Raw genomic sequence first — 20,700 nt, 5'->3', positions numbered from 1 at the left:
GGACACCGCGTATGACCGTGCCACTATGTATGCCAGCGCCCAATCGCGTCCGAGGCTTTACCCTTATAGAAATGATGGTTGTCATCTCTATTATAGCCATACTGGCTACTATCGCTATTCCCAGCTATCGCCGTTACGTAGTTATCAACGCTGAGCGTGAAGCGCAAGCTAAAATGTTGCAATTGCAGATACAATTAGAGCGCTGGCGCGCCAAAGCATTGACCTATCAGGGCTTTAAGCCGCAAGTCGTTGCTACTACCAATTCAGTCACTTATACCTATGACGATGACCCCAATAATAAAACTATCTATGTCCCAAACGGCAGCACGGCTAGTAATTATCGCTATAAAATCACTCTTGTCGATGGCACGACGCCTGCTAACAGCCTTGCTCCAGTGCCGTCAACCACGACAGTCGATAGTAGCACCGGACGTACATGGAAGATGTTTGCTGAGCCTAGCAGTAGCTATAGCACAGGCCATAAAATACTACTCGGTAGTCAGGGTCTACAATGTCAGACCAAGAATAATGACAGCAGCATTACAGTGGCTTCTGTTAATTGTGGTACCTATTCGGAGGATTGGTGATGCAAAGTCTAATTAATAATAGCCGCGGCTTCACTCTCATAGAGATGATGATCGTGGTCGCCATCATTGGCATACTTGCTGCGATTGCCTATCCCAGCTATCAGCAATATGTTATTAAGACTAAACGCGTCGACATGATGACGGAGCTACAAAACATTGCTACCCAAATCCAAAGTCGTAAGCTGGCGCAAGGTAAATATAGTAATGCTTTAGTCACAGGACTAGGCGGCGATTACCCTATAAATAATCCACTCTATAAAATTACTTTTACTGATCCGTTAACGTCTGAATGGATGATTACGGCTACTCCAGAACCTAACACGCAGATGGCAAACGATGGCGACCTGAGCCTAAATCATCAAGGTCTGAAGTGTCGCGTCATTGACGGAACAAAGGAATGTAGCACCGGCAATGACTGGAACTAGCTTAAACTGGCCGAATTTTATCTGTCATCCAGCCTGTCTGACAAAAAACGTCAGTTAAACTTACAATATACGCATAAAACTTACCTAAAGTGACAATTTTACGCAATAACAGCGCAATATTAACAATTGAATAAACTTTGTTAAGATAATGATGACCATAAATAGAGCTTACTGTTCACACGTTAGACTTTTTTGCCGATATAAGACGATTAATGTCCTGTACAAGGCTTCCAGTATCTTAATCAAGCATTGTAAGACCACTAAAGTAAGAATATTTGTGGCATTCCCCAGGAATACTAAAAAATTGGCACGCTACCTGCAACAATAATAATAAGACAGTCAGCAGGTTAAATTATTAACTTAGACTGACATCCACAATATTAATCATTGAGGGCGGTTGGTGACGCTAAATAGCGTAACAATCAACCGGTCATCACCTTATTACAAAGGCATGCTTATGAACGCTCAAAAAGGTTTTACCCTAATCGAACTAATGATCGTTATCGCCATTATCGGTATCTTGGCTGCGATTGCTCTACCTGCTTATCAAACTTATACCAAAAAAGCTAAATTCACTGAGGTAGTACTAGCAGCCTCTTCAGTGAAGAATGCTGTCGATATTTGTTATCAAACGAAAGGTGGCGGCTTACCTGCTTCTATAGCAGACAAAGACGCAGTCTGTGTTAATAATGCTAAAGCTGGTGTAGATTTAGACGGTGCAAAAGCAGGTGATCAGGTAGCCTCTGTAACGCTTGCTGGTGCAGGTGTTATTACTGCCACTGGTGGAAGTGAGGTAGATGGAGAGGACTATATCCTTACTCCAGCAACTGATGCAAGTGTTGGTTCATTGACTTGGAAAGCAACTGGTAGTTGTCTCGAAGCTGGTCTATGCTAGGCTAAAAGCTCTAATTTTATTTTAGTAGCATAATAATTAAAAAAACAGCTCTGCATGCTTAAACATTGCAGGGCTATTTTTTTATAATTAGTAAATGTGAATCATATTATTTAAAGGCTATTTGTTATGGATATCCAAAAAGGATTCACTCTTATCGAACTCATGATAGTGATTGCTATCATCGGGATATTAGCTGCCATTGCGCTACCTGCCTATCAGACCTATACTAAAAAGGCTCGTTTTACTGAAGTGGTACTAGCCGCCATCTCAGTAAGAAGTAACATAGATATCTGCTTTCAAGATAAAGACAATTATACGTTGAGTAATTGCGATAGTTTTAGCAAAATAGGTGTTGATGCTGCACAAGTTACCACTTCTAACAACGTCAATTCGATAATGATTGCGCCTATGACAGCAGTAATAACGGTGAAAGGTGAGCCGAGCGTAGATAGCGTTACTTATACATTATCGCCTACTGCTAGTAATAAGAGCTTGACTTGGACCACCGGCGGAACCTGTGTCGCTAAAAGATTGTGCTAAAACCATTCTATAACTGCCCAAAATTCTAAATATCTCATTGCTAGCCAACCACATTTAATATAGAAACGTAACCATGAAAATACTTAACAGCCGCTCTATAGAGCCTAATACCGTATTAATCGTGATGATAGGTCTTGGTTATCTGTTTGGTGCATTAAATACTTTTCATCGCTATCCGTCAGCTGATGATATGTACCCTGATTTGGTTGCTATCATGTTTGTATCGATAGGTTTGGCGTATTGGTATGCGGTATCTTATGTTAAGACCATAAGTCTGGCAACCATAGCGTGGGTGGCTATTTTTGGTTTGATTGCAATACAGCCTTATATTAACCCCATCACCTATCCGACGGGCTTAATTTTTGATTTGTCCGTGATACTGACTTGTATCGCAATCAGCATCTATATCACAAATGCTGCTGATAAAATAAAACTGTTTAACATATTAACAGTAATAATCGTGAGTGTAGGCGTACTCACAGTGATCACGCAGATAGCTCAATATTTGGAACTAGACTTACCTCCATATTTACTGTACTCAAATTATGGAAGTAGACGTATCTATGGCAATATCAGTCAGCCCAATCAAGCGGCATTTATTTTAGCACTTAGTACTGGTGGACTATTATATCTATCGAGTCTTTGTAAAAATATTTATAAGTCGAGTTTGATAGTCTTACCAAGTTTTTTATTGGCAATTGGCTTAGGATTATCAGCGAGTCGTACCGGCATAATATTGATGGCTATTGCTATATTAGGTTACTGCTTACTATTTAAGCTACCTGCGAAGATTAAAGTAATCACAGCCAGTGCCTGTACCACGTTATTATTGCTAGGCTATAGTGTAGGTAGTTACTTGCTCCTAGATAACAACAGTGCTGCAGTCAGTGGTGCTGCACGTATAACCAATACCGCGCTTGACTCGCGCTGGGTATTACAGCAGCAGGCATGGCTATTCTTCCAAGAAAATCCGTTGACGGGAGTAGGCTGGGGTAATCTAATGAAGGCGTCCTTAGACCATGCCCAACAGTTATCATTTTTTTATTCCAATGGTCATTCACATTTCTTCATATCTAATATAGCAGCAGAGACAGGCATCATAGGGCTTCTTGCTTTATGTCCGTTTGCTTACATCTTAGTCAAAAACTTTGATTTTAAGTTGTCTAATTTCCAAGCTGCCGTCTATACATTGCTCGCGATTTTCATCGCTTACTCTAGTTCCGAGTTTCCACTATGGCTACCTAGGTATCTAATTATTTTTGTAGTCTTATTAAGCTTTATAGATAATAAGACATTTGAGCTGTCAGTTAAAATGGGGCAGATGGTTAAATATGTGTTATTGACTTTTTCAATTATTTTAGCGCTAGGCAGTGTCTTTTATCAAATAAACTATCGGGCTTATAGCAAAGTTTTTTACGCTATTGCTGAACCATCATTTAGCTATCAAGAAAAAGAAGACAGGCTATTAAAATTATCACCTGTGATCGGTTTTGAGCAATTTTATGACATATTGTTTTTTCATATGATGTCGGAGGACATTAATAATATTGAATATAAAGCTCAACTAACGAGTAAGGTATTAAACAATACTTTGTCTTATAATATATTAGTTAGATCGGCAAATATTTATTTATTAGCAGATGACAAAGATACAGCGTTAGCGCTTTATAAAAATGCGTGTATATTTAACTATTCGCAATATTGCGACCAGCTGGCAATAGATTTGAGCGATAGGGCAGCACAAGGCAATGATAACTCACGCTGGATAAACTTGCGCTTTCAGCAGTGGCGTCAGGATAATGCTAATCGGACTGGATTGCAATAGCGCTGGGCCACGATTTCAAAGAGCCTAATTAAACCTATTTTGTGCTCAACCAAAATACGGAGCTTAACTAAATACTGCTTCACTTGTTTGCAACAGTCTAATAATTTACCACCTTTGGGCTTTTTAAAGGGAGGGGAAGTCTGCTTATGAAGTTTGGCTATACCTTGGTAAAAGCCTGTATTGCTTTATTCAAGTAGTTTATTTATGTCAGGCATGACGATCATCTGATTGTGAGTGATACATTCGTTCTAAATCATGACGCTACTTTTGCAAGAGGTCTAATACATGAGCCTGCAGATATGTTAATTGACGATAAAGCTCAGATTATAGCAACAGTCGGGTTTTTTTACGTATTCAAATCTTACGATTATGAGTCCACATTTGATAAGACTCAAAAACGTTTTGGTTCACTACTTCTCTTACAGATTCAATATTAAACCCCGTTTTATTTTCTGGTAGCCGCAATATTCTTGGTAGACGACTTATTCCTAACTCCCCATCTGCTAACGCATAATGTCTATAATTTTTATTTATCATTTCATCACATTCGAATTCCACATATACCATACCTTCATTTTTATTTTTAGCCAATCGAACAATATATACAAATAACGCTTCTTTTGCTGCTAACTCCTTTTCAGCAATTTTTTCCAATGTAAGATTAGGCATCCTCCCCAATTTTATATTTTGCCAAAAACTTCCTTCTGCCTTTATTTGATAGTATTTATTAACGCTATCTAGGATGTCTTTAAGTTCTTCTAGTAAGTTCTCAGTTTCCGTTAGCTTCTCTTTAACTGTAAACAGTGGTATGCCCATAATTTCTGAGCGTTCCTTTAGGCTCTTATCTGAAGAATAAAGTATGTTACGTGATTTCGCCAGTAGCCTTCTTATTGCAAATAGTTTAATTAACATAATTTCACTACTGGTAGAGTACATTACTAATGGCTGTAGTTTAAAATCTTGTACGTTTTCTATCATTTGCTTAATTAACTGATCTAAATGATAGAATAAATAATCTTGATCCTCTTTATTACGAAGCGTGGTCTGAACAATTCTAGGTAGTTTTTGAAGTATTAATACTGACACTTGTTTTTCATAGGTCGTCATGCGTTTTTCAATAATGGTTTCTGTAGAGCCATCATCCTGTTCAAGACGTTTTTTTAGTAAGGGTTTTAAGTATTTATTATGAAGACTCTGAATCTCACAAATAAAACTTAAAGGGGTATCAGATATCCCCCTATCCAATGTATAAAATCTACTCATAATATAAGAAACACGAGACAAATATTGTGAGTTATGCATATTATTCTTTTTAATCACAACATGAGTCAAGTAAATATATTGCTTAGTATTGATTCCGCTACTGTCTTCATGAAGAAACCGTCGAAAGGAATAAGGGTTTTTATTAGATTGTTGTGCACTGCCAATTAAAAACCAGTGTTCACACCCTTCTACAATAATAAAATTTCTATTTTCTCCTTCACTTTTAATGAAAGGTGGTAGATAAGTAAAATCTTGAAAGTTTAGATCTGATGAAGCCCATTTCCGAAAGTCTTGACCTTGGATTTTCTGTTTAATAAATACTTCTTTCAGGTATGATTTCACCATATGAGAATCTAGCTTTCGGATTCCAGGGTTTATATGTAAGGTAACGGTATCTATCCACTTCGCTAGATCATATAAAAAAGCTATCCGTATTTTTTTTCGATTCTTCTGTTCTTGTAGTAAATTATGTAAGTTTAAGTTATCTAAGTAACCAAATATTGCTTCAATCTCATCAGCGAGTTCCATAGCATCATAATATTCGCAGCGTGAATTGATGATTTTCAACATAGCTGACACTATGGGCACTAAGTCCTTATTATCAGTTTGAATATTATTTAGAGTTAATTTTAAAGTGAGAGGATGCTTATATGTTAGTTTTTCATTCACATCAAAGTAAATGCCTCGAGGCTCTAGTATATTTTTACGCACACTATTTTGACTTCCTTGGTTTAAGTTAGGAAGAATCTGTTGAATTACATCACGCCAGTCTGGACTTAGATTAGGGTCTATAGATTTCAATTTATAGAGTTGGTATTCAGAAAGCTCACGAATATCCATTGTAATTGTTCCCCAAAGAATTTTGACCTTGTATAAAACCTATATATCGAATGCTTTTGGTAAGTAGACCTCTTGCAAAAGTCATCGCTCAAGTTCGAAGTTAACCATACCTGCAAATAGCTTCATTCTCAAATCATAGCGCTGAGGCTAACGACGATTACCAAAGCTCCTTCTAATGCTCGTATTGAATATGATAGTCCGAATGATGCCCCTTGCCAAGCGCTGCCTTAACTTTTGTATAGAATTTTTCAGTATGTAGATAAAAAAACCACCTAACCGCATATCGCCATTAGGTGGTTTTTTATTATCTCTTAGATTAATTTCTTAAGTGGTTTTAATTATTTAACTACCTCTCTAAATACTGCAACTTACCTTCAACACCATCCCACTTTTCAGAATCTGGCATACTTTCCTTGATTTCTGTGATGTTGGGCCATTTTTGTGCCAGCTCTGCGTTGAGCTCAGTGTATATCTCTTGACCCTTCGGCACTTCATCTTCAGAAAATATGGCATTGGCAGGGCATTCAGGCTCGCATAGTGCGCAGTCGATGCACTCATCAGGATCGATGACTAGGAAATTGGGTCCTTCATAAAAGCAGTCCACAGGGCAGACTTCCACACAGTCGGTGTGTTTGCAAAGGATGCAGTTATCTGTAACGACAAAGGTCATATTGATGTCTACCTGTTATTGGTTCGGCGTATGAATAAAATAGATTGAAAATAAGGCATATTTTAGCGCTTTTACGTCCATTTAACAAACCCATTTAATGATTGATGAGTTGTTTGAGGTTATACAGCAGATCATGGGCTTGTTTGGGCGTTAAGCTGTCAGGATCAAGGTCGTTGAGTTTGTTATATAAGCTAAGCAGTTGTTTTTGTTGGTTATTATAGATTGATGCTTCGTGTTGCACACGAGTAGTAACAGCGCCGATAGTCTCATTATTGCGAGTGCTAGGCTGACGTTCATCGTTTCTTGACTTAGCTAAGTCAGTTTTGTCATCAGTCAAAGACTGTGCAGGCGTCAAGTGTTCTGTTAAATAGCGTTTGGCATCACTGAGCACCTGGGTAGGAATGCCCGCCATTTTCGCCACATGCAGTCCAAAACTGGAGCTTGCCGCGCCATCACGGATTTGATGCAGTAGCAGCAATTGTCCGTCGATATCGCTTGCTGCCACGTGCACGTTACGGATGCCGTCCTGCTTGCCATTATCTTTGTTATCACTTTTGCTGTTATCGCTAGCATTAGCACCATCGCTACCAGCAAAACGACTGCTAAGGTTTTGGCCTAATTGGGTCAGCTCAAAATAATGAGTAGCAAATAAGGTCAGGCAGCCGATTTCTAATAGTCGATTGACACAGGCATGAGCAATAGCCAGTCCATCAGTGGTTGATGTGCCGCGTCCAACTTCATCCATCAGCACGAGTGATTTATCAGTAGCCAGATTCAGAATATTGGCGGTCTCAATCATCTCGACCATAAAGGTCGATTTACCGCCTGCCAAATCATCTGCCGAACCAATACGGGTAAAGATCCGATCGATATCACCAATATGTGCCTGAGTTGCTGGTACGAAACTACCGCAATGAGCGAGTAGAATAATCAGTGCGGTTTGGCGCATATAGGTCGATTTACCACCCATATTAGGACCGGTGATAATCATCAGCCGTTCAGGATGCTGGTCGCTGCCCAGCTGGCAATCATTGGGCACGAAATGGCTGGCGTGTTCGGTATTGTGGTTGCTTGGATTGAGCGCTGCTTCCACTACCACATGGCGACCGGCTCTGATGTCGATACTGGTTGCACTGTGCAACTCAATTTGGTTCTGATTAGGGCTATGTTTGTGTTTATAAGCTTTGTCAGTCTCTGCTGAAGATTTATTAATTAAGCCTTGGTTTTCTGAGTTGTTGCCTTTTAGGTTACTGGTCATGATTGGACGTTGCCAGTTATAGGTAATGGCGAGTTGGGCCCAATTGCTGAGGACATCGAGTTGGGCAATGGCTGAGCTGAGCTGTTGCAGTTCTGCTAAATGGCTGCTGAGAGTAGTGAGAATTTCTTGATACAACTGCTTTTCGCGAGCCAATGCCAAGGTCTGTGCGCTGAGATACTCAGTCTCGACTTCCTTTAGCTCATCAGTGATAAAGCGTTCGCTACTTTTGAGGGTTTGCCGACGGATAAAATGGCCAGGCGCGTTTTTGGCCTGCATCTTGGGTAGCTCAAAATAAAAGCCGCTGACTTTGTTAAAGCCTACTTTTAAGCTTGGTAGTTGATAAGTTTGCCGAGTGCGCTCTACCATCTCATCGAGCGTCGCCTGGATATTGTCATGTAAATGGGTGAGGCGATCAAGATCCTCATCGAAACCGGCTGCCAGCATACCACCATCACGGATATGGGCAGGTGGCTCAAGGATAATGGCGCGTTCAATCAGATCAGCGACTGCTTGTACGGCAGGTAGCTGCGCGGGTAATTGCTGCATCAACGACGGTAATAAGCCCTTGTGCTCAGGACGAATGCCGGATTCGGTCAGCAGGGCCGTTAGGTTTTCGCTGCTGACAATACCCTCGGCCAGCTTACGTAAGTCTCGCGGTTTGGCGCTCATGAGTCCGATACGGCTGCTAATACGCTCAATATCACCAATCGCATTTAGAGTCTCGCGTAGATGCGTGACCAGTTTATGACCTGCAGATTTATGACCTGCAGGGGTTTGATTTAAAGCAGTATGGTTTAAAAGGTGGTTATTTGAACGACTATTATCCGAATCAACTGGCGCATAGTCCGTCTTATTATCTGTGGTTAATAGACTGGCAATGGCATCCAAGCGCTGATTGATTCGGGCATGTTGACGTAATGGACGCTTCATTTGTTGTACTAATAATCGGCGTCCCATTGGGGTTTTGCAATGATTAAGCACCGATATCAATGAGGTGCCATTGGCGCTAACTGGCGTGAACAGTTCAAGGTTCTGCTGGCTATTGGCATCAATAATCAGATAATCGTCGCTATTTTCAACAATCAGCTGGTTAACTTGTGGCACGTGGCGCTGCTGAGTTTGCCTTGCATAATGAATCAGAGCGGCGCAGCTAGACTGAGCCAGTGGCGTATCAGCAATACCCAAACCATCAAGTCGTTGCACTTCAAACTGCTGACATAAGGTCGCTGCTGCATGGTCGCGATGAAAGTCAGTGGCGGCTACTTCTATGATGGGACAATCGAGCTTACTGCGTAACCACAGCAACCATTCTTCACTGATGGCTTCGCTGACAATGCATTCACTGGGCGCAAAGCGAGCTAATACGGTAAGCATCTGCGCTTGTAGGTCGCTAATGCCATTGTTAGCACTTTCAGCTGTTTTGTCAGTGGCTGTACTTAGCGTTTGCGTGGTTAATGTTCCTGCGGCCAGGTCCATTTGGCTGACTGCCGCTTGGTGTGGTTGATTGCTACTGGCTTTAGGGCTGGCAATATCAATAGCAACTACAGTAGGGGTATGGTTAGGGGCTATAAGGGCATCATCAGTAATGGTGCCTGCGGTGAGGGTCTTGACCACTTCTCGGCGCATGATGGTGGCCGGCTTACCTTTACTACTATCATTGTTCTTTTTACTTTTATCGCCGATAACGGGTGAAGCAGTGGCGGATTCGTCAATTTGCTCACAGACCACCACCGTTTGCCCAGCGGCAATCAGTCGCGCCATATAGCTGTCTGCGGCATGAAAGGGTACGCCTGCCATCGCAATAGTGTTGCCGGCTTTATCGGTACCACGGCGGGTAAGGGTGATGTCTAGTAATTGGGCGGCGCGTTTGGCATCGTCAAAAAATAGCTCATAAAAATCGCCCATCCGATAGAGTAGCATCGCTTGGGGATAGTTGGCCTTCATAGTCAGGTACTGCACCATCATTGGGGTATGGTCAGCCAAATTATAGACCGCAGCGCCGATGGTTAAATGCTCAGAGGCCTTTGGTCTTGATAAATTGTGCTCTGATGCAGTAAGTGTCAAGGAAGAATGGTTTTGAACAGATGGCTTAGCAGTCATGCAGGGTCTCTTATTTTTCTGAGCGTAATGGGTGTTTTAAATGAATCTTAACGCCAGTATTTTATTGGCTATCGCCGTTATATTTTTGATATAAATCGTTAAAAATAATACAAAAATAAGGCAACAATAAAGCTTATTTTAACATGACTAACTGGGTTTTGATGCGGACAAATATCTGCCCCTTGCTCTTGTATCCCTCAGCGCGATAACCATATATAATGACGGCACACTTAATTGGGTGATACTTAGTCGAGTGATAAAAAGGCGGCAGGCAGGCCTTTGATGACTATGTGCTGATTATCGAATATTTCCATAGGTTAAAAATTATGTTATCAAAGATTGTAGGCAGTGTAGTTGGCACCAAAAATGACCGAGAACTCAAGCGCATGCGCAAAGTGGTCAGCAAGATCAACGCACAAGAGGCTGGCATACAAGCCCTGTCTGATGAGCAGTTGCAACAAAAAACAGCAGAGCTCAAAGCGCGTTTCCAAAAAGACGAAAGCCTAGATGCGCTATTGCCTGAAGCGTTTGCGGTTTGCCGCGAGGCGTCGCTACGTATCACTGGCATGCGTCATTACGATGTGCAGCTGATTGGTGGTATCACCTTGCACGAAGGCAAAATCGCTGAGATGAAGACCGGTGAGGGTAAAACCTTAATGGCAACCTTGGCTATTTATCTGAATGGTATCAGTGGCAAAGGCGTCCACCTGGTCACGGTCAACGATTACTTGGCTGCCCGTGATGCGGATTTGAACCGTCCACTGTTTAACTTCTTAGGTTTGACAGTTGGGGTCATTTATTCACAGCAGCCGTCGCAAGAAAAAGTAGATGCTTATCAAGCCGACATTACCTATGGTACTAACAACGAATACGGCTTTGATTATCTACGCGATAATATGGTCTTTAGCCTAGGCGAAAAAAAGCAGCGTCCGCTGAACTTTTGTATTATTGATGAAATTGACTCCATCCTGATTGATGAAGCACGTACGCCATTGATTATCTCAGGACAGGCCGAAGACTCATCACGGATGTACGCCTTGATCAACACCATTATTCCGGTATTGATTCGCTCAAAAGACGAAGAAGCCAATAAGAATAATGAAGAAGAAGACTTCTGGATTGATGAAAAAAACCGCCAGATTGAAATCAGTGAAAAAGGCTATGAGAAAATCGAGCGCTTTTTAATTGAAGTCGGCGAGCTTGGCGAAAATGAAAGTCTTTATAGCCCCAGCCGTTTGCCATTACTAGCACACGTACAAGCCGCCATTCGTGCCCATCATGTGTTTGTCAAAAACGTTCACTATATCGTCGATGAAGGCGAAGTGGTCATCGTTGATGAAAACACCGGTCGTACCATGCCCGGTCGTCGTTGGTCAGAAGGCCTGCATCAAGCAGTAGAGGCCAAAGAAAACGCTGAGATTCAAGCCGAAAACCAAACCCTAGCGACCACCACCTTCCAGAATTTTTTCCGCCTATATAACAAGCTGTCAGGCATGACGGGTACCGCTGACACCGAAGCGGCAGAATTCAAATCGACTTACGATTTAGATGTGATTGTGATTCCGACTCATGAGCCGATTGCTCGGGTAGATATGGACGATCAAATCTTCTTAACCAAGTTAGGTAAATACAAAGGTATCATCCGCGAGATTAAAGAGATTCAGGCCAAAGGTGCGCCAGTACTAGTGGGTACGGCAACCATTGAAGCCAGTGAAGAATTATCGTATTTATTGGATCAAGAAGGCGTTAAGCATAACGTCTTGAACGCCAAACAGCATGAGCGTGAAGCAGAAATTATCGCGCAGGCGGGTAGCCCAAAATCAGTGACCATCGCTACTAACATGGCTGGTCGTGGTACCGATATTATCTTGGGTGGTAACTGGCAGTCTTTTATTGAAGATATAGACTCAGTCGGTCCAGAAGAAATGCAGCGCCTAAAAGCCCAATGGAAAGTAAAGCATGACCAAGTGGTCGATGCCGGTGGCTTACACATCGTTGGCTCTGAGCGTCATGAGTCGCGCCGTATTGACAATCAGCTGCGTGGTCGTGCTGGCCGTCAAGGTGATCCAGGTATGTCGCGTTTCTTCTTATCATTAGAAGATGACTTGATGCGAATCTTCGCCGGTGATCGCGTGGTCAACATGATGCGCGCCATGGGTCTGACAGAAGACGAAGCTATTGAGCATAAAATGGTCTCAAAATCGATTGAAAATGCCCAAGGCAAGGTTGAAAGTCGCGATTTTGATGCCCGTAAAAACCTGCTAAAATATGATGACGTGGCCAATGATCAGCGTAAAGTCATTTACGGTCAGCGTGACGATTTGCTCGCTGATATGGATTTGCTAGAAGCCATCAGAATCATGCATGGTGAAGTTTATAACGCCATGATCAGCCAGTTCATTCCGCCAGGCTCAGTCGATGATCAATGGAACGTTGATGGACTTGAAGACGAGCTTGACAGTGAGTTTAAAATAACCATGCCGGTTAATGATTGGCTCGATGAAGACCGTCGTCTGGACGAAGAAGGTCTACGTGCGAAAGTTATCGACACTGCTCTTGAACATTATCACGGTCGCCGTGAGCAAATGGGTGACAAAAGTGCTGCTCAACTTGAGCGTCACTTTATGCTACAGAGTTTAGACAAGCACTGGAAAGACCATCTAACGCAAATGGACCAACTGCGTAAAGGCATCCACTTGCGCGGTTATGCGCAAAAGAATCCTGAGCAAGAATACAAGCGCGAGTCATTTGAGCTGTTCCAAATGATGCTCGGGGCCATTAAATCTGAGACCGTCCAAGACTTGTCACGCGTCCATATCCCGACTAAAGTAGAATTAGAGGCATTAGAAGCGCAACAACGCTCAGATGCGGCAAAAATGCAAATGCAGTTTGAGCACAGTGATGTCGATAATCTAGATAGCCTAGATATGATGGCAGCAGGCCAGTCGCAACCAGACGAACACAATCAAAACCAAGGCGCACGTGCCAATGGTCAGATGCGCGTCAATGTTGCCGGTGCAGCAGGTGCGGGAGCTGGGGTAGCTGCTGCTGAATCGAACCCTTATGCGGGTATGAATATTAGTCGTAATGCGCCTTGCCCCTGTGGTTCTGCGCTTAAATATAAGCAGTGTCACGGTAAGATTTAATCATTATTAGATCGTCCCATAATAAAAAAGTCCCTCGCTACCTCTTGTAGACAGGGACTTTTTTATACTGATAAATCAGGTATAGTCAATGAAAAGTAATATCGATACATAAGCTACTGCTGGCATAAGCTTTTCTTGCTTGCTGTGCCTACGCAGACAGAGGCTGCAAAAAGCTTATACCAGCAGTACCCTAGCGTGTTTAAGGTATTTTAACTATATTTGACAAGCAAGGTGCTTGACAAGTTAGGTGTTGGGCAAAATAGGCGAGTGGTTTGGCATTATGCAAACGTTAATGCGGCAACTGCCACAGCAGTTATGAGGTACTCTGTAGTCCCTGCTTACAATTTCGACATAGGCGTGTATATGTGGACACGCTATAGTATTTAGCATCTTAATATAGGAGAAAAACATGAATCTAGGACGATCAAAACAACTGCGCGCTTCTGTATTTGTGACCAGTTTATTGGTCAGTGCCATTGGCCTTAGCGCTTGCCAACAGCAATCAGAGATTGAGCCCAGTTTAGAAGACAGCATTAATGCGGAAGAGTCAGTTCCTATGTCGGCCGACCCTGCTGAGCCTAATAATGTGGTGGTCACTAATGAGGATGCCTCGTTAAATGAAGTGCAAGAGGATACGGTTGCCACGGTAAATACCGATGTGACTCAGATAACGTATTTGTGCTCACCTGAGCTTAAAATCGAAGCGACTTATAAAGACGCAGACAAGCAAGTGGTATTGGCAACAGAGCAAGGGACCTTGATGCTAACCAAAACCAATGACAGTAGCAGTCCTGAAATGTTTGAAGTAGCGACCGCGCTTGATGGCAGTAAAGGTGCTACCCAATGGCGTGTGGCTCATCAAGAGCGTGCAACTGGCGTAATACGTACGGCGGGTGCAGATGAAGCCGATATAAACACTTACGAATGTAATAAAACTCAATAGGCTGAATGAGCTATATTCCACAGCCTAGTTTTTATAATGGCCATAAAAAAAGCAACGTTCGCGTTGCTTTTTTTGCATCTGATTTTTAGATCATACCTAAAGGTTTACTTATTTGTTATGAGTGCGCGTACCTTCATGCTGCAAAAACCCTTCTTCTGTGATGTCTAGCTCTTCATGCTTGAGCTCGACTGTAATGTTGTCGGTATGGGTATGGGTGGTTTTACTGATCTCGACTTCTTGGATAGCATAAGTGTTTTTCGTAATAGTAGCCACTTGCCGCGATAAGACGATTTCCACTGGGGTGTCACCAATCTCAACTTGCTTACCGTTGATGGTAACCACCGCCTTGCTGTCTAACGAGGGTTCAACGTGACGCAAGATATCTTGGTCATCGTAATTGCCCGATAATAAATCTTGGCTCTCGGCATCGTTATATTCGGTTCGAATAGTGATATATTCCTCCACCAGCTCAATAGGCACTTCAATCATCTTAGTACGCGAGTGCTTGGTAACAGTCACTTTTCCAACGTCTAAACGCTCTTTATTGACCACAGGGCGCTCTTCTAACAGTTCTAGATAATTTGCGCTTTGTTTGCTGATAGTACTAACAGCAGCGTTCTCTGTCAAATTAGGCGACTCTATTAAGTTAGGTGACTCTGTCAAGCTATCAGCATTCTGGTTGATACTAGGATCATCATGCTTTACGGTATTAACATTATCAACATCAGTAGGCGATAAGCTAGCAGTGGTTTGGTTGACGTCATTGTTATTATGATCAGTACTCATGATTGTATTCCCTATTATTAACGGTGAAGTATTAATTATTAAATATGAGTTATTAAATATGAGTTATTGGCTGCCCACTCGAAAAGGTCAGAGACCCACTCTGACCTTAATTTATAAACTAGACGTCGTTATTAATAATGGTTATTAATAGTAGCTACTCATTACATACCACGAGCGCGGCGCACGTCGTCAGCAGTGATATCATCACGGTCAATAATATTACCTTCACGGTCTACAACGTTACCATCACGGTCAATATCTAACTCTTCACGTTGGATAGTCTCAATGATAGTCTCGGTACGACGCTCAGTCGTTTTGCCTACGTTGACTTCTTCTGCAACATAAGTCTCTTTACTAACACGCGCACGTTCAGCTTCTAACTCGATTTCAATGGTCTCGTTACCATCCACATCCCCGATACGGCGATCTGTTGGGCGATCGACATTCGTACGTTCAATGTGAGCATGCTCTTCTTCTAGATCAACTTCAACATTACGTTCTTCAGTAACGACATGCTTACCTACTTTTACTAAACCTGCGACAATGTGGTCTTTATTAACGGTCAGACGCTCTTCTAATAGTTCGAGAGTATTTGGTGCATTGTAATCAGTATCTTGCATTTCCATGCGTTCTTCAGTAGGAACTGTGTCTGCAACGAATGCTTTACGATCGTTTTCGTACTGCTCTTTGTAACTGTACTGATAGTCGTGATCGTATACTTCCATTGCCTCTACTTGTGATTCAGTCAGGCTGTCAAAGAATACATCGTCACCAATGATACGTGCCAAGCCTGCGGGTACCAGCACGTCTTTTGAGCTGAACCAACCGCCGGCATCAACAATTAAATAACGGATACGACCAGTAGTGTCTTCTACTAGTGCGCCCTCGATCTTACCTATTTTTTCTTCATTAGCACCATAAGCAGTTTTTCCTGTTGGATCATAATAATCGTCACCGATTAGGTCGCGATGAGTCGCTTGAATGTCTTGTAAACGAATGAGTTGGCTCATTATTGTCTTCCTTTTATATAAGTAAATTGGTGTCGTCGAATAAAAATAAAAATAAAAATAAAACGTAAAACAATTGCGTCAAAATCTAACGCTAGCTATCAATGTATTATTGAACATTCCTATAAAACACTTAATAGTCATTTGATTTTTCTATTTGCTTTTGCTATTAAAAGTTCAATGCGACAGCTGAGAAAATTATAATATTTAAAAAATTACCATTAGCTGCTGCTCTTGCACCTTATGATTATCGTAACATTGGTTTTTTAAATGAGATATATAAGCCAAGTAGCAAAGTGTGCATCTGACGTAAATCTGTGTAATGGGCTGTAAGCGTAATAACATCGCATAGGTACAAGTTAACGCTTTTTTACAATGCAAACTATTCTTGATATTTTCATAAAGTTTCAGTACACAAGCTTTCAGCTACCAAAATACTTACCTATAAGCTTAAGGTAGGAGCATAGTGCAACACCCTTACGCGAGGATAAGTCTGCGGGTACAAAAAAACCGCATTGTACGCTGACAATGCGGTCCTATTTGATTCTAACAATCAACTATAGTCAATGAAAAGTAATATCGATACATAACGTACTGCTGGCATACGTTTTTCTTGCTTGCTGTGCCTACGCAGACAGAGGCTGCAAAAAGCTTATACCAGCAGTACTGTCGCGTTTTTAAGGTATTTTAACGATACTGATATCTTGAGCCCTATTAATCTATCTTAAATCAATAAGACTTAATCAATATAGTTTGCGACAAAACTCATTATATGATGAGTCTGGTCGCGAGCTAAGGGTTTAGGCCAGTTCGATAGCCACAGCTACTGCTTCACCACCACCGATACATAAGGTTGCGACGCCTTTTTTGCCACCAGTACGTGTTAGCGAGTTAATCAGGGTTACTAAGATACGTGCGCCTGAACAGCCGACTGGATGACCAAGCGCACAAGCGCCGCCTTCGATATTAACCTTAGCGTGTTCAATTTTTAGCTCGTCCATGGTCAGCATAGTCACCATCGCAAAAGCTTCATTAATTTCCCACAGATCGACATCTGCAACCGACCAGCCTGCATTGGCCAATACTTTTTCGACAGCGCCAACTGGCGCAATAGTAAATTCGCTTGGGTGACGCGAGTTTGAAGACGTCGCAATTATGCGTGCCTGATATTCTAGGCCTTCAGATTTGGCTTGTGATTCTTTCATTAAGACGACCGCTGCCGCGCCGTCTGAGATTGAGCTGGCATTGGCTGCAGTAATCGTACCGTCTTTGGCAAACGCAGGGCGTAAGGTTGGAATACGCTCAGCATTGGCAAGACCAGGCTCTTCATCAGTCTCGACCGTTGCTTCACCCTTACGAGTCTTAAAAGTAACCGAGGTAATTTCATTTTTGAAGTGACCGTCTTTGATAGCGGTCAACGCACGATTGAGCGACTCAATCGCAAAGTCATCCATTTGCTCACGGGTATAACCCTTCTTGTCAGCGACTTCTTGAGCAAACTGCCCCATAAGCTTGCCAGTCTCAGCATCTTCTAGACCATCTAAGAACATGTGGTCTTTTACTTCTTTATGGCCCATGCGATAACCCTCGCGTGCACCTGGCATGAGGTAAGGGGCATTAGTCATAGACTCCATACCACCGGCGACCGCAACATTGAAGCTACCGGCCTTGATGCCGTCATGGGCTTGCATAACGGCTTTGAGTCCTGAGCCGCACAGTTTATTAATGGTGACGGCACCCGTGGCATCTGGCAGGCCTGCTTTACGCATGGCTTGACGAGCAGGACCTTGGCCAAGTCCAGCGGTCAAGATACAACCCATAATCACTTCGTCAATACTATCAGGGCTAACACCAGCGCGGGCAACAGCAGCTTTAATAGCGGTAGCGCCTAAATCGGTAGCAGTAACGTCCTTGAGAGCGCCTTGAAAGCCACCCATTGGGGTACGTGCGCCATTAACAATTACAATCGCATCATTCGACATCGTTATTCTTCCTTGTTTATCTGTTTTAATTAAAAACTTATCAATAAATAAGTTAACACCCTGTTATACCCAATTTCGTAGTGGGTAACTATCATCATCCACATTGGATGATTAAAAAGCAAGCACGAGTGAGTCAAAATCAAGCGCGCGTTATTATCTTAAGCGAGCTCATCTAAACGAATGCGTACTACCTTATCGGTAACAGTAGCCAGCTTTTCAATTCTTTCGATGGCTAAATTCATTTGGCTTTCAACCACCGGTAGTGTCAAAATAATTACCGGAACCTGGCCCACTTTATGAGCAGGTTTTTGTAAAATAGCGTCAATATTAATGCCGGCATCGCTCAAGATACGGGTAATATCGGCCAATACACCTGGATTATCATAAGCATGTACGCGCAAATAATAGCCAGTAATCATTTGCTCAGCGCGTAGTATCGGTGTATCAGATAACTGCTCAGGAATAAAGGCTAAATGTGGTACATGATGGCTGTTATTGCCCGGATTATTGTGATCATCAGATCCCAAAACGCGCACTAAGTCCATGACATCCGCCATCACGGCAGAGGCCGTGGCACCGGCACCGGCGCCATCACCATAATATAGGGTCTGACCAAGCGGATGCGAATTCACTAATACTGCGTTTTTGACCCCATTTACATTTGCCAACAGGGTATCTTGTGGAATTAGCGTCGGATGTACACGTAGCTCGATACCCGCATTATCATCATGGCTGGTTTCATCACCAGTACTGTTACGACGAACTGCAAAGCCGACATGCTTGATGCGATAGCCCAGCTCTTCGGCATAATTGACATCTTGCAAGGTGATGTTTCTGATACCTTCGCAGTAGACTTTATCGAACTGTAAAGGAATACCAAAGGCGATAGAAGCCAGTAACGCCAGTTTGTGCGCAGCATCAATACCTTCAACATCGAAAGTAGGATCCGCTTCTGCGTAGCCAAGCTCCTGCGCCTCTGCAAGCACATCTTCGAATGGACGACCTTTATCGCGCATCTCAGTCATGATAAAGTTGCCCGTACCATTAATGATACCTGCCAGCCAATCGACTTTATTGGCAGCGAGGGCCTCACGCATCACTTTAATGATGGGAATACCACCAGCGACTGCCGCTTCATAAGCAACGTGCACCTGGTTTGCTTCAGCCAAGGCAAAAATCTCATTGCCATGTTCAGCCAGTAGTGCCTTGTTGGCAGTGACCACATGTTTGCCATGTTTGATGGCGTGCATGATGACCTCTTTGGCAAGCGTGGTACCACCAATCAATTCGATCACAATATCGACGTTATCGCTGGCGGCGGTTGCCATTAAATCACTGTTTTGGATAATATTAGGGTCAATATCGTCACGCTGACGACGCGTACCGACCTCAGTAATGACGATATCACGTCCGCTGCGACGCTTTAGCTCGCCTAAATTATCGTTTATTAGATTGACCACGCCAGTACCGACGGTACCTAGGCCAAGTATCGCTAGTTTGATGGATTTACTCACAGTATCCTCAAGAGATTAAATGGGTGGATAAAAAATATAGACAAAAAGGGTGCTGCAGATTTTGCATAGCGCTTTATCTTATCATACCGACAAGCATTTGTTGCGTCTACTCACTGTCGCACGCTGATTAGTTAGCGCCTACGGCTTGTGCCAGTTCCGCCGCTGGTAGATAACCGCCCACCTGCTGTCCGGACTCAGTAAAGATAGCAGGGGTACCGCGTACACCCAAGGCTCTTCCAAGTGCCATTTGTGCTTGAACGGGGTTGCTACAGCTAGGTGCCTGTACATTGGCCCCCATTTTGGCTTGATCCATCGCCGCGTTGCGGTCTTGACTACACCAAATGGCCTCCATTTTTGGAATGGTTTCTTCACTACGGGGCCATGCTAAATAACGTACTTCGATGCCGCGAGCGTTGATGTCATCCATCTCTTCGTGCAATTTACGACAGTAACCGCAATCAGCATCCGTAAAGGCGTAAACCACCGCTTTGGTCTTACCTGCTGCCGGATAGATAACCATGTCTTTTTTATCGACTTTTTTTAGCGCATCTCGTGCCGTATTGGCGACTAATTCGCCACTGATATCAACGGGTGCGCCTTGTCCAACAGCGATAATTTGCCCTTGAATAATATGTTTGCCTGACTTGTCAGTAAAAAACGCTGGTAATCCTTCGGCAGTCACCCAATAAATACCATCCATATCCGTTGGCACTGCTGAGAGAATTTTTTCTTCAATACCTGAGGTTTTTAAATTGGCTTGTAAGGCCTTAACCACGGCAGCGTCGTTACCTTCTGCTGTTGTTATACTGGTCTTTGCTTGTGCGCTGTTTACAATCGCAGTATTACTACTACTAGTAGCATCGGTGGCGTTATTAGAGCAACCAGCGGCAACCATGACCAATAATCCACTCATTAAGGC

15 protein-coding genes are annotated in these 20,700 nt (G+C 42.8%); 7 read left to right on the top strand and 8 right to left on the bottom strand.

From position 1 onward, the window contains the following. Positions 1–11 precede the first annotated feature (11 nt). The 5 genes from RCH20_RS05360 to RCH20_RS05340 all read left to right on the top strand — a co-directional run bounded on the left by RCH20_RS05360 (position 12) and on the right by RCH20_RS05340 (position 4,272). On the top strand, positions 12–587 hold the full coding sequence (locus RCH20_RS05360) for a type IV pilin protein (RefSeq protein WP_327192842.1): 576 nt from the start codon (positions 12–14) through the stop codon (positions 585–587). Next, a complete protein-coding gene (locus tag RCH20_RS05355; protein WP_327192841.1) occupies positions 587–1,012 on the top strand; it encodes a type IV pilin protein in 426 nt (141 codons plus the stop codon). Before RCH20_RS05360 ends, RCH20_RS05355 begins: the two co-directional genes overlap by 1 nt. A 457-nt stretch (positions 1,013–1,469) precedes the next feature. Continuing rightward, entirely contained in the window at positions 1,470–1,907 is a 438-nt protein-coding gene (locus RCH20_RS05350) for a pilin (RefSeq protein ID WP_327192840.1), read from the top strand. Between the two features lie 126 nt (positions 1,908–2,033). Then, complete coding sequence (locus tag RCH20_RS05345; RefSeq protein WP_327192839.1) at positions 2,034–2,447, top strand: pilin; 414 nt, start codon at positions 2,034–2,036, stop codon at positions 2,445–2,447. A gap of 73 nt (positions 2,448–2,520) precedes the next feature. Further along, positions 2,521–4,272: an O-antigen ligase family protein gene (locus tag RCH20_RS05340; RefSeq protein WP_327192838.1), complete on the top strand. Its 1,752-nt coding sequence runs from the start codon at positions 2,521–2,523 to the stop codon at positions 4,270–4,272. A gap of 354 nt (positions 4,273–4,626) precedes the next feature. Here the strand turns inward: RCH20_RS05340 and RCH20_RS05335 are convergent, their stop codons facing one another. From RCH20_RS05335 to mutS, 3 genes are all read right to left on the bottom strand, one after another. Beyond that, positions 4,627–6,375 carry a hypothetical protein gene (locus RCH20_RS05335; RefSeq protein ID WP_327192837.1) on the bottom strand — a complete coding sequence of 583 codons (1,749 nt, stop codon included), beginning with the start codon at positions 6,373–6,375 and terminating at the stop codon, positions 4,627–4,629. Positions 6,376–6,721: 346 nt separating this feature from the next. After that, positions 6,722–7,045, bottom strand: coding sequence for a ferredoxin FdxA (fdxA, locus tag RCH20_RS05330; RefSeq protein WP_209955566.1), 324 nt, complete (start codon positions 7,043–7,045; stop codon positions 6,722–6,724). Between the two features lie 94 nt (positions 7,046–7,139). Continuing rightward, positions 7,140–10,403 (bottom strand): DNA mismatch repair protein MutS, encoded by a 3,264-nt coding sequence (gene mutS, locus RCH20_RS05325; RefSeq protein WP_327192836.1) that lies wholly within the window; start codon positions 10,401–10,403, stop codon positions 7,140–7,142. Between the two features lie 326 nt (positions 10,404–10,729). On the opposite strand from mutS, the gene secA reads away from it, so the two are divergent. After that, the gene (secA, locus tag RCH20_RS05320) at positions 10,730–13,549 is read left to right on the top strand and encodes a preprotein translocase subunit SecA (protein WP_327192835.1); all 2,820 of its coding nucleotides are present in this window, start codon (positions 10,730–10,732) and stop codon (positions 13,547–13,549) included. A gap of 409 nt (positions 13,550–13,958) precedes the next feature. Beyond that, positions 13,959–14,492 (top strand): hypothetical protein, encoded by a 534-nt coding sequence (locus RCH20_RS05315; RefSeq protein WP_327192834.1) that lies wholly within the window; start codon positions 13,959–13,961, stop codon positions 14,490–14,492. A 108-nt stretch (positions 14,493–14,600) separates the two neighbouring features. Here RCH20_RS05315 and RCH20_RS05310 read toward each other — a convergent pair whose 3' ends face one another. The 5 genes from RCH20_RS05310 to RCH20_RS05290 form a co-directional block, all read right to left on the bottom strand. Beyond that, positions 14,601–15,278 (bottom strand): YsnF/AvaK domain-containing protein, encoded by a 678-nt coding sequence (locus RCH20_RS05310; protein WP_327192833.1) that lies wholly within the window; start codon positions 15,276–15,278, stop codon positions 14,601–14,603. 161 nt (positions 15,279–15,439) lie between these two features. After that, positions 15,440–16,288 carry a PRC and DUF2382 domain-containing protein gene (locus RCH20_RS05305; protein ID WP_327192832.1) on the bottom strand — a complete coding sequence of 283 codons (849 nt, stop codon included), beginning with the start codon at positions 16,286–16,288 and terminating at the stop codon, positions 15,440–15,442. A gap of 797 nt (positions 16,289–17,085) precedes the next feature. Continuing rightward, positions 17,086–18,267: a thiolase family protein gene (locus RCH20_RS05300; RefSeq protein ID WP_327192831.1), complete on the bottom strand. Its 1,182-nt coding sequence runs from the start codon at positions 18,265–18,267 to the stop codon at positions 17,086–17,088. A 158-nt stretch (positions 18,268–18,425) separates the two neighbouring features. Then, positions 18,426–19,781: a homoserine dehydrogenase gene (locus tag RCH20_RS05295; RefSeq protein WP_327192830.1), complete on the bottom strand. Its 1,356-nt coding sequence runs from the start codon at positions 19,779–19,781 to the stop codon at positions 18,426–18,428. Positions 19,782–19,908: 127 nt separating this feature from the next. Continuing rightward, the gene (locus tag RCH20_RS05290) at positions 19,909–20,694 is read right to left on the bottom strand and encodes a DsbC family protein (protein WP_327192897.1); all 786 of its coding nucleotides are present in this window, start codon (positions 20,692–20,694) and stop codon (positions 19,909–19,911) included. Positions 20,695–20,700: the final 6 nt, after the last annotated feature.

The organism is Psychrobacter sp. PL15 (genome assembly GCF_035984995.1).
Lineage (GTDB): Bacteria > Pseudomonadota > Gammaproteobacteria > Pseudomonadales > Moraxellaceae > Psychrobacter.
The sequence above is the reverse complement of the archived record's forward strand: the minus strand, read 5'-3'. Positions and strand labels throughout refer to the sequence as shown.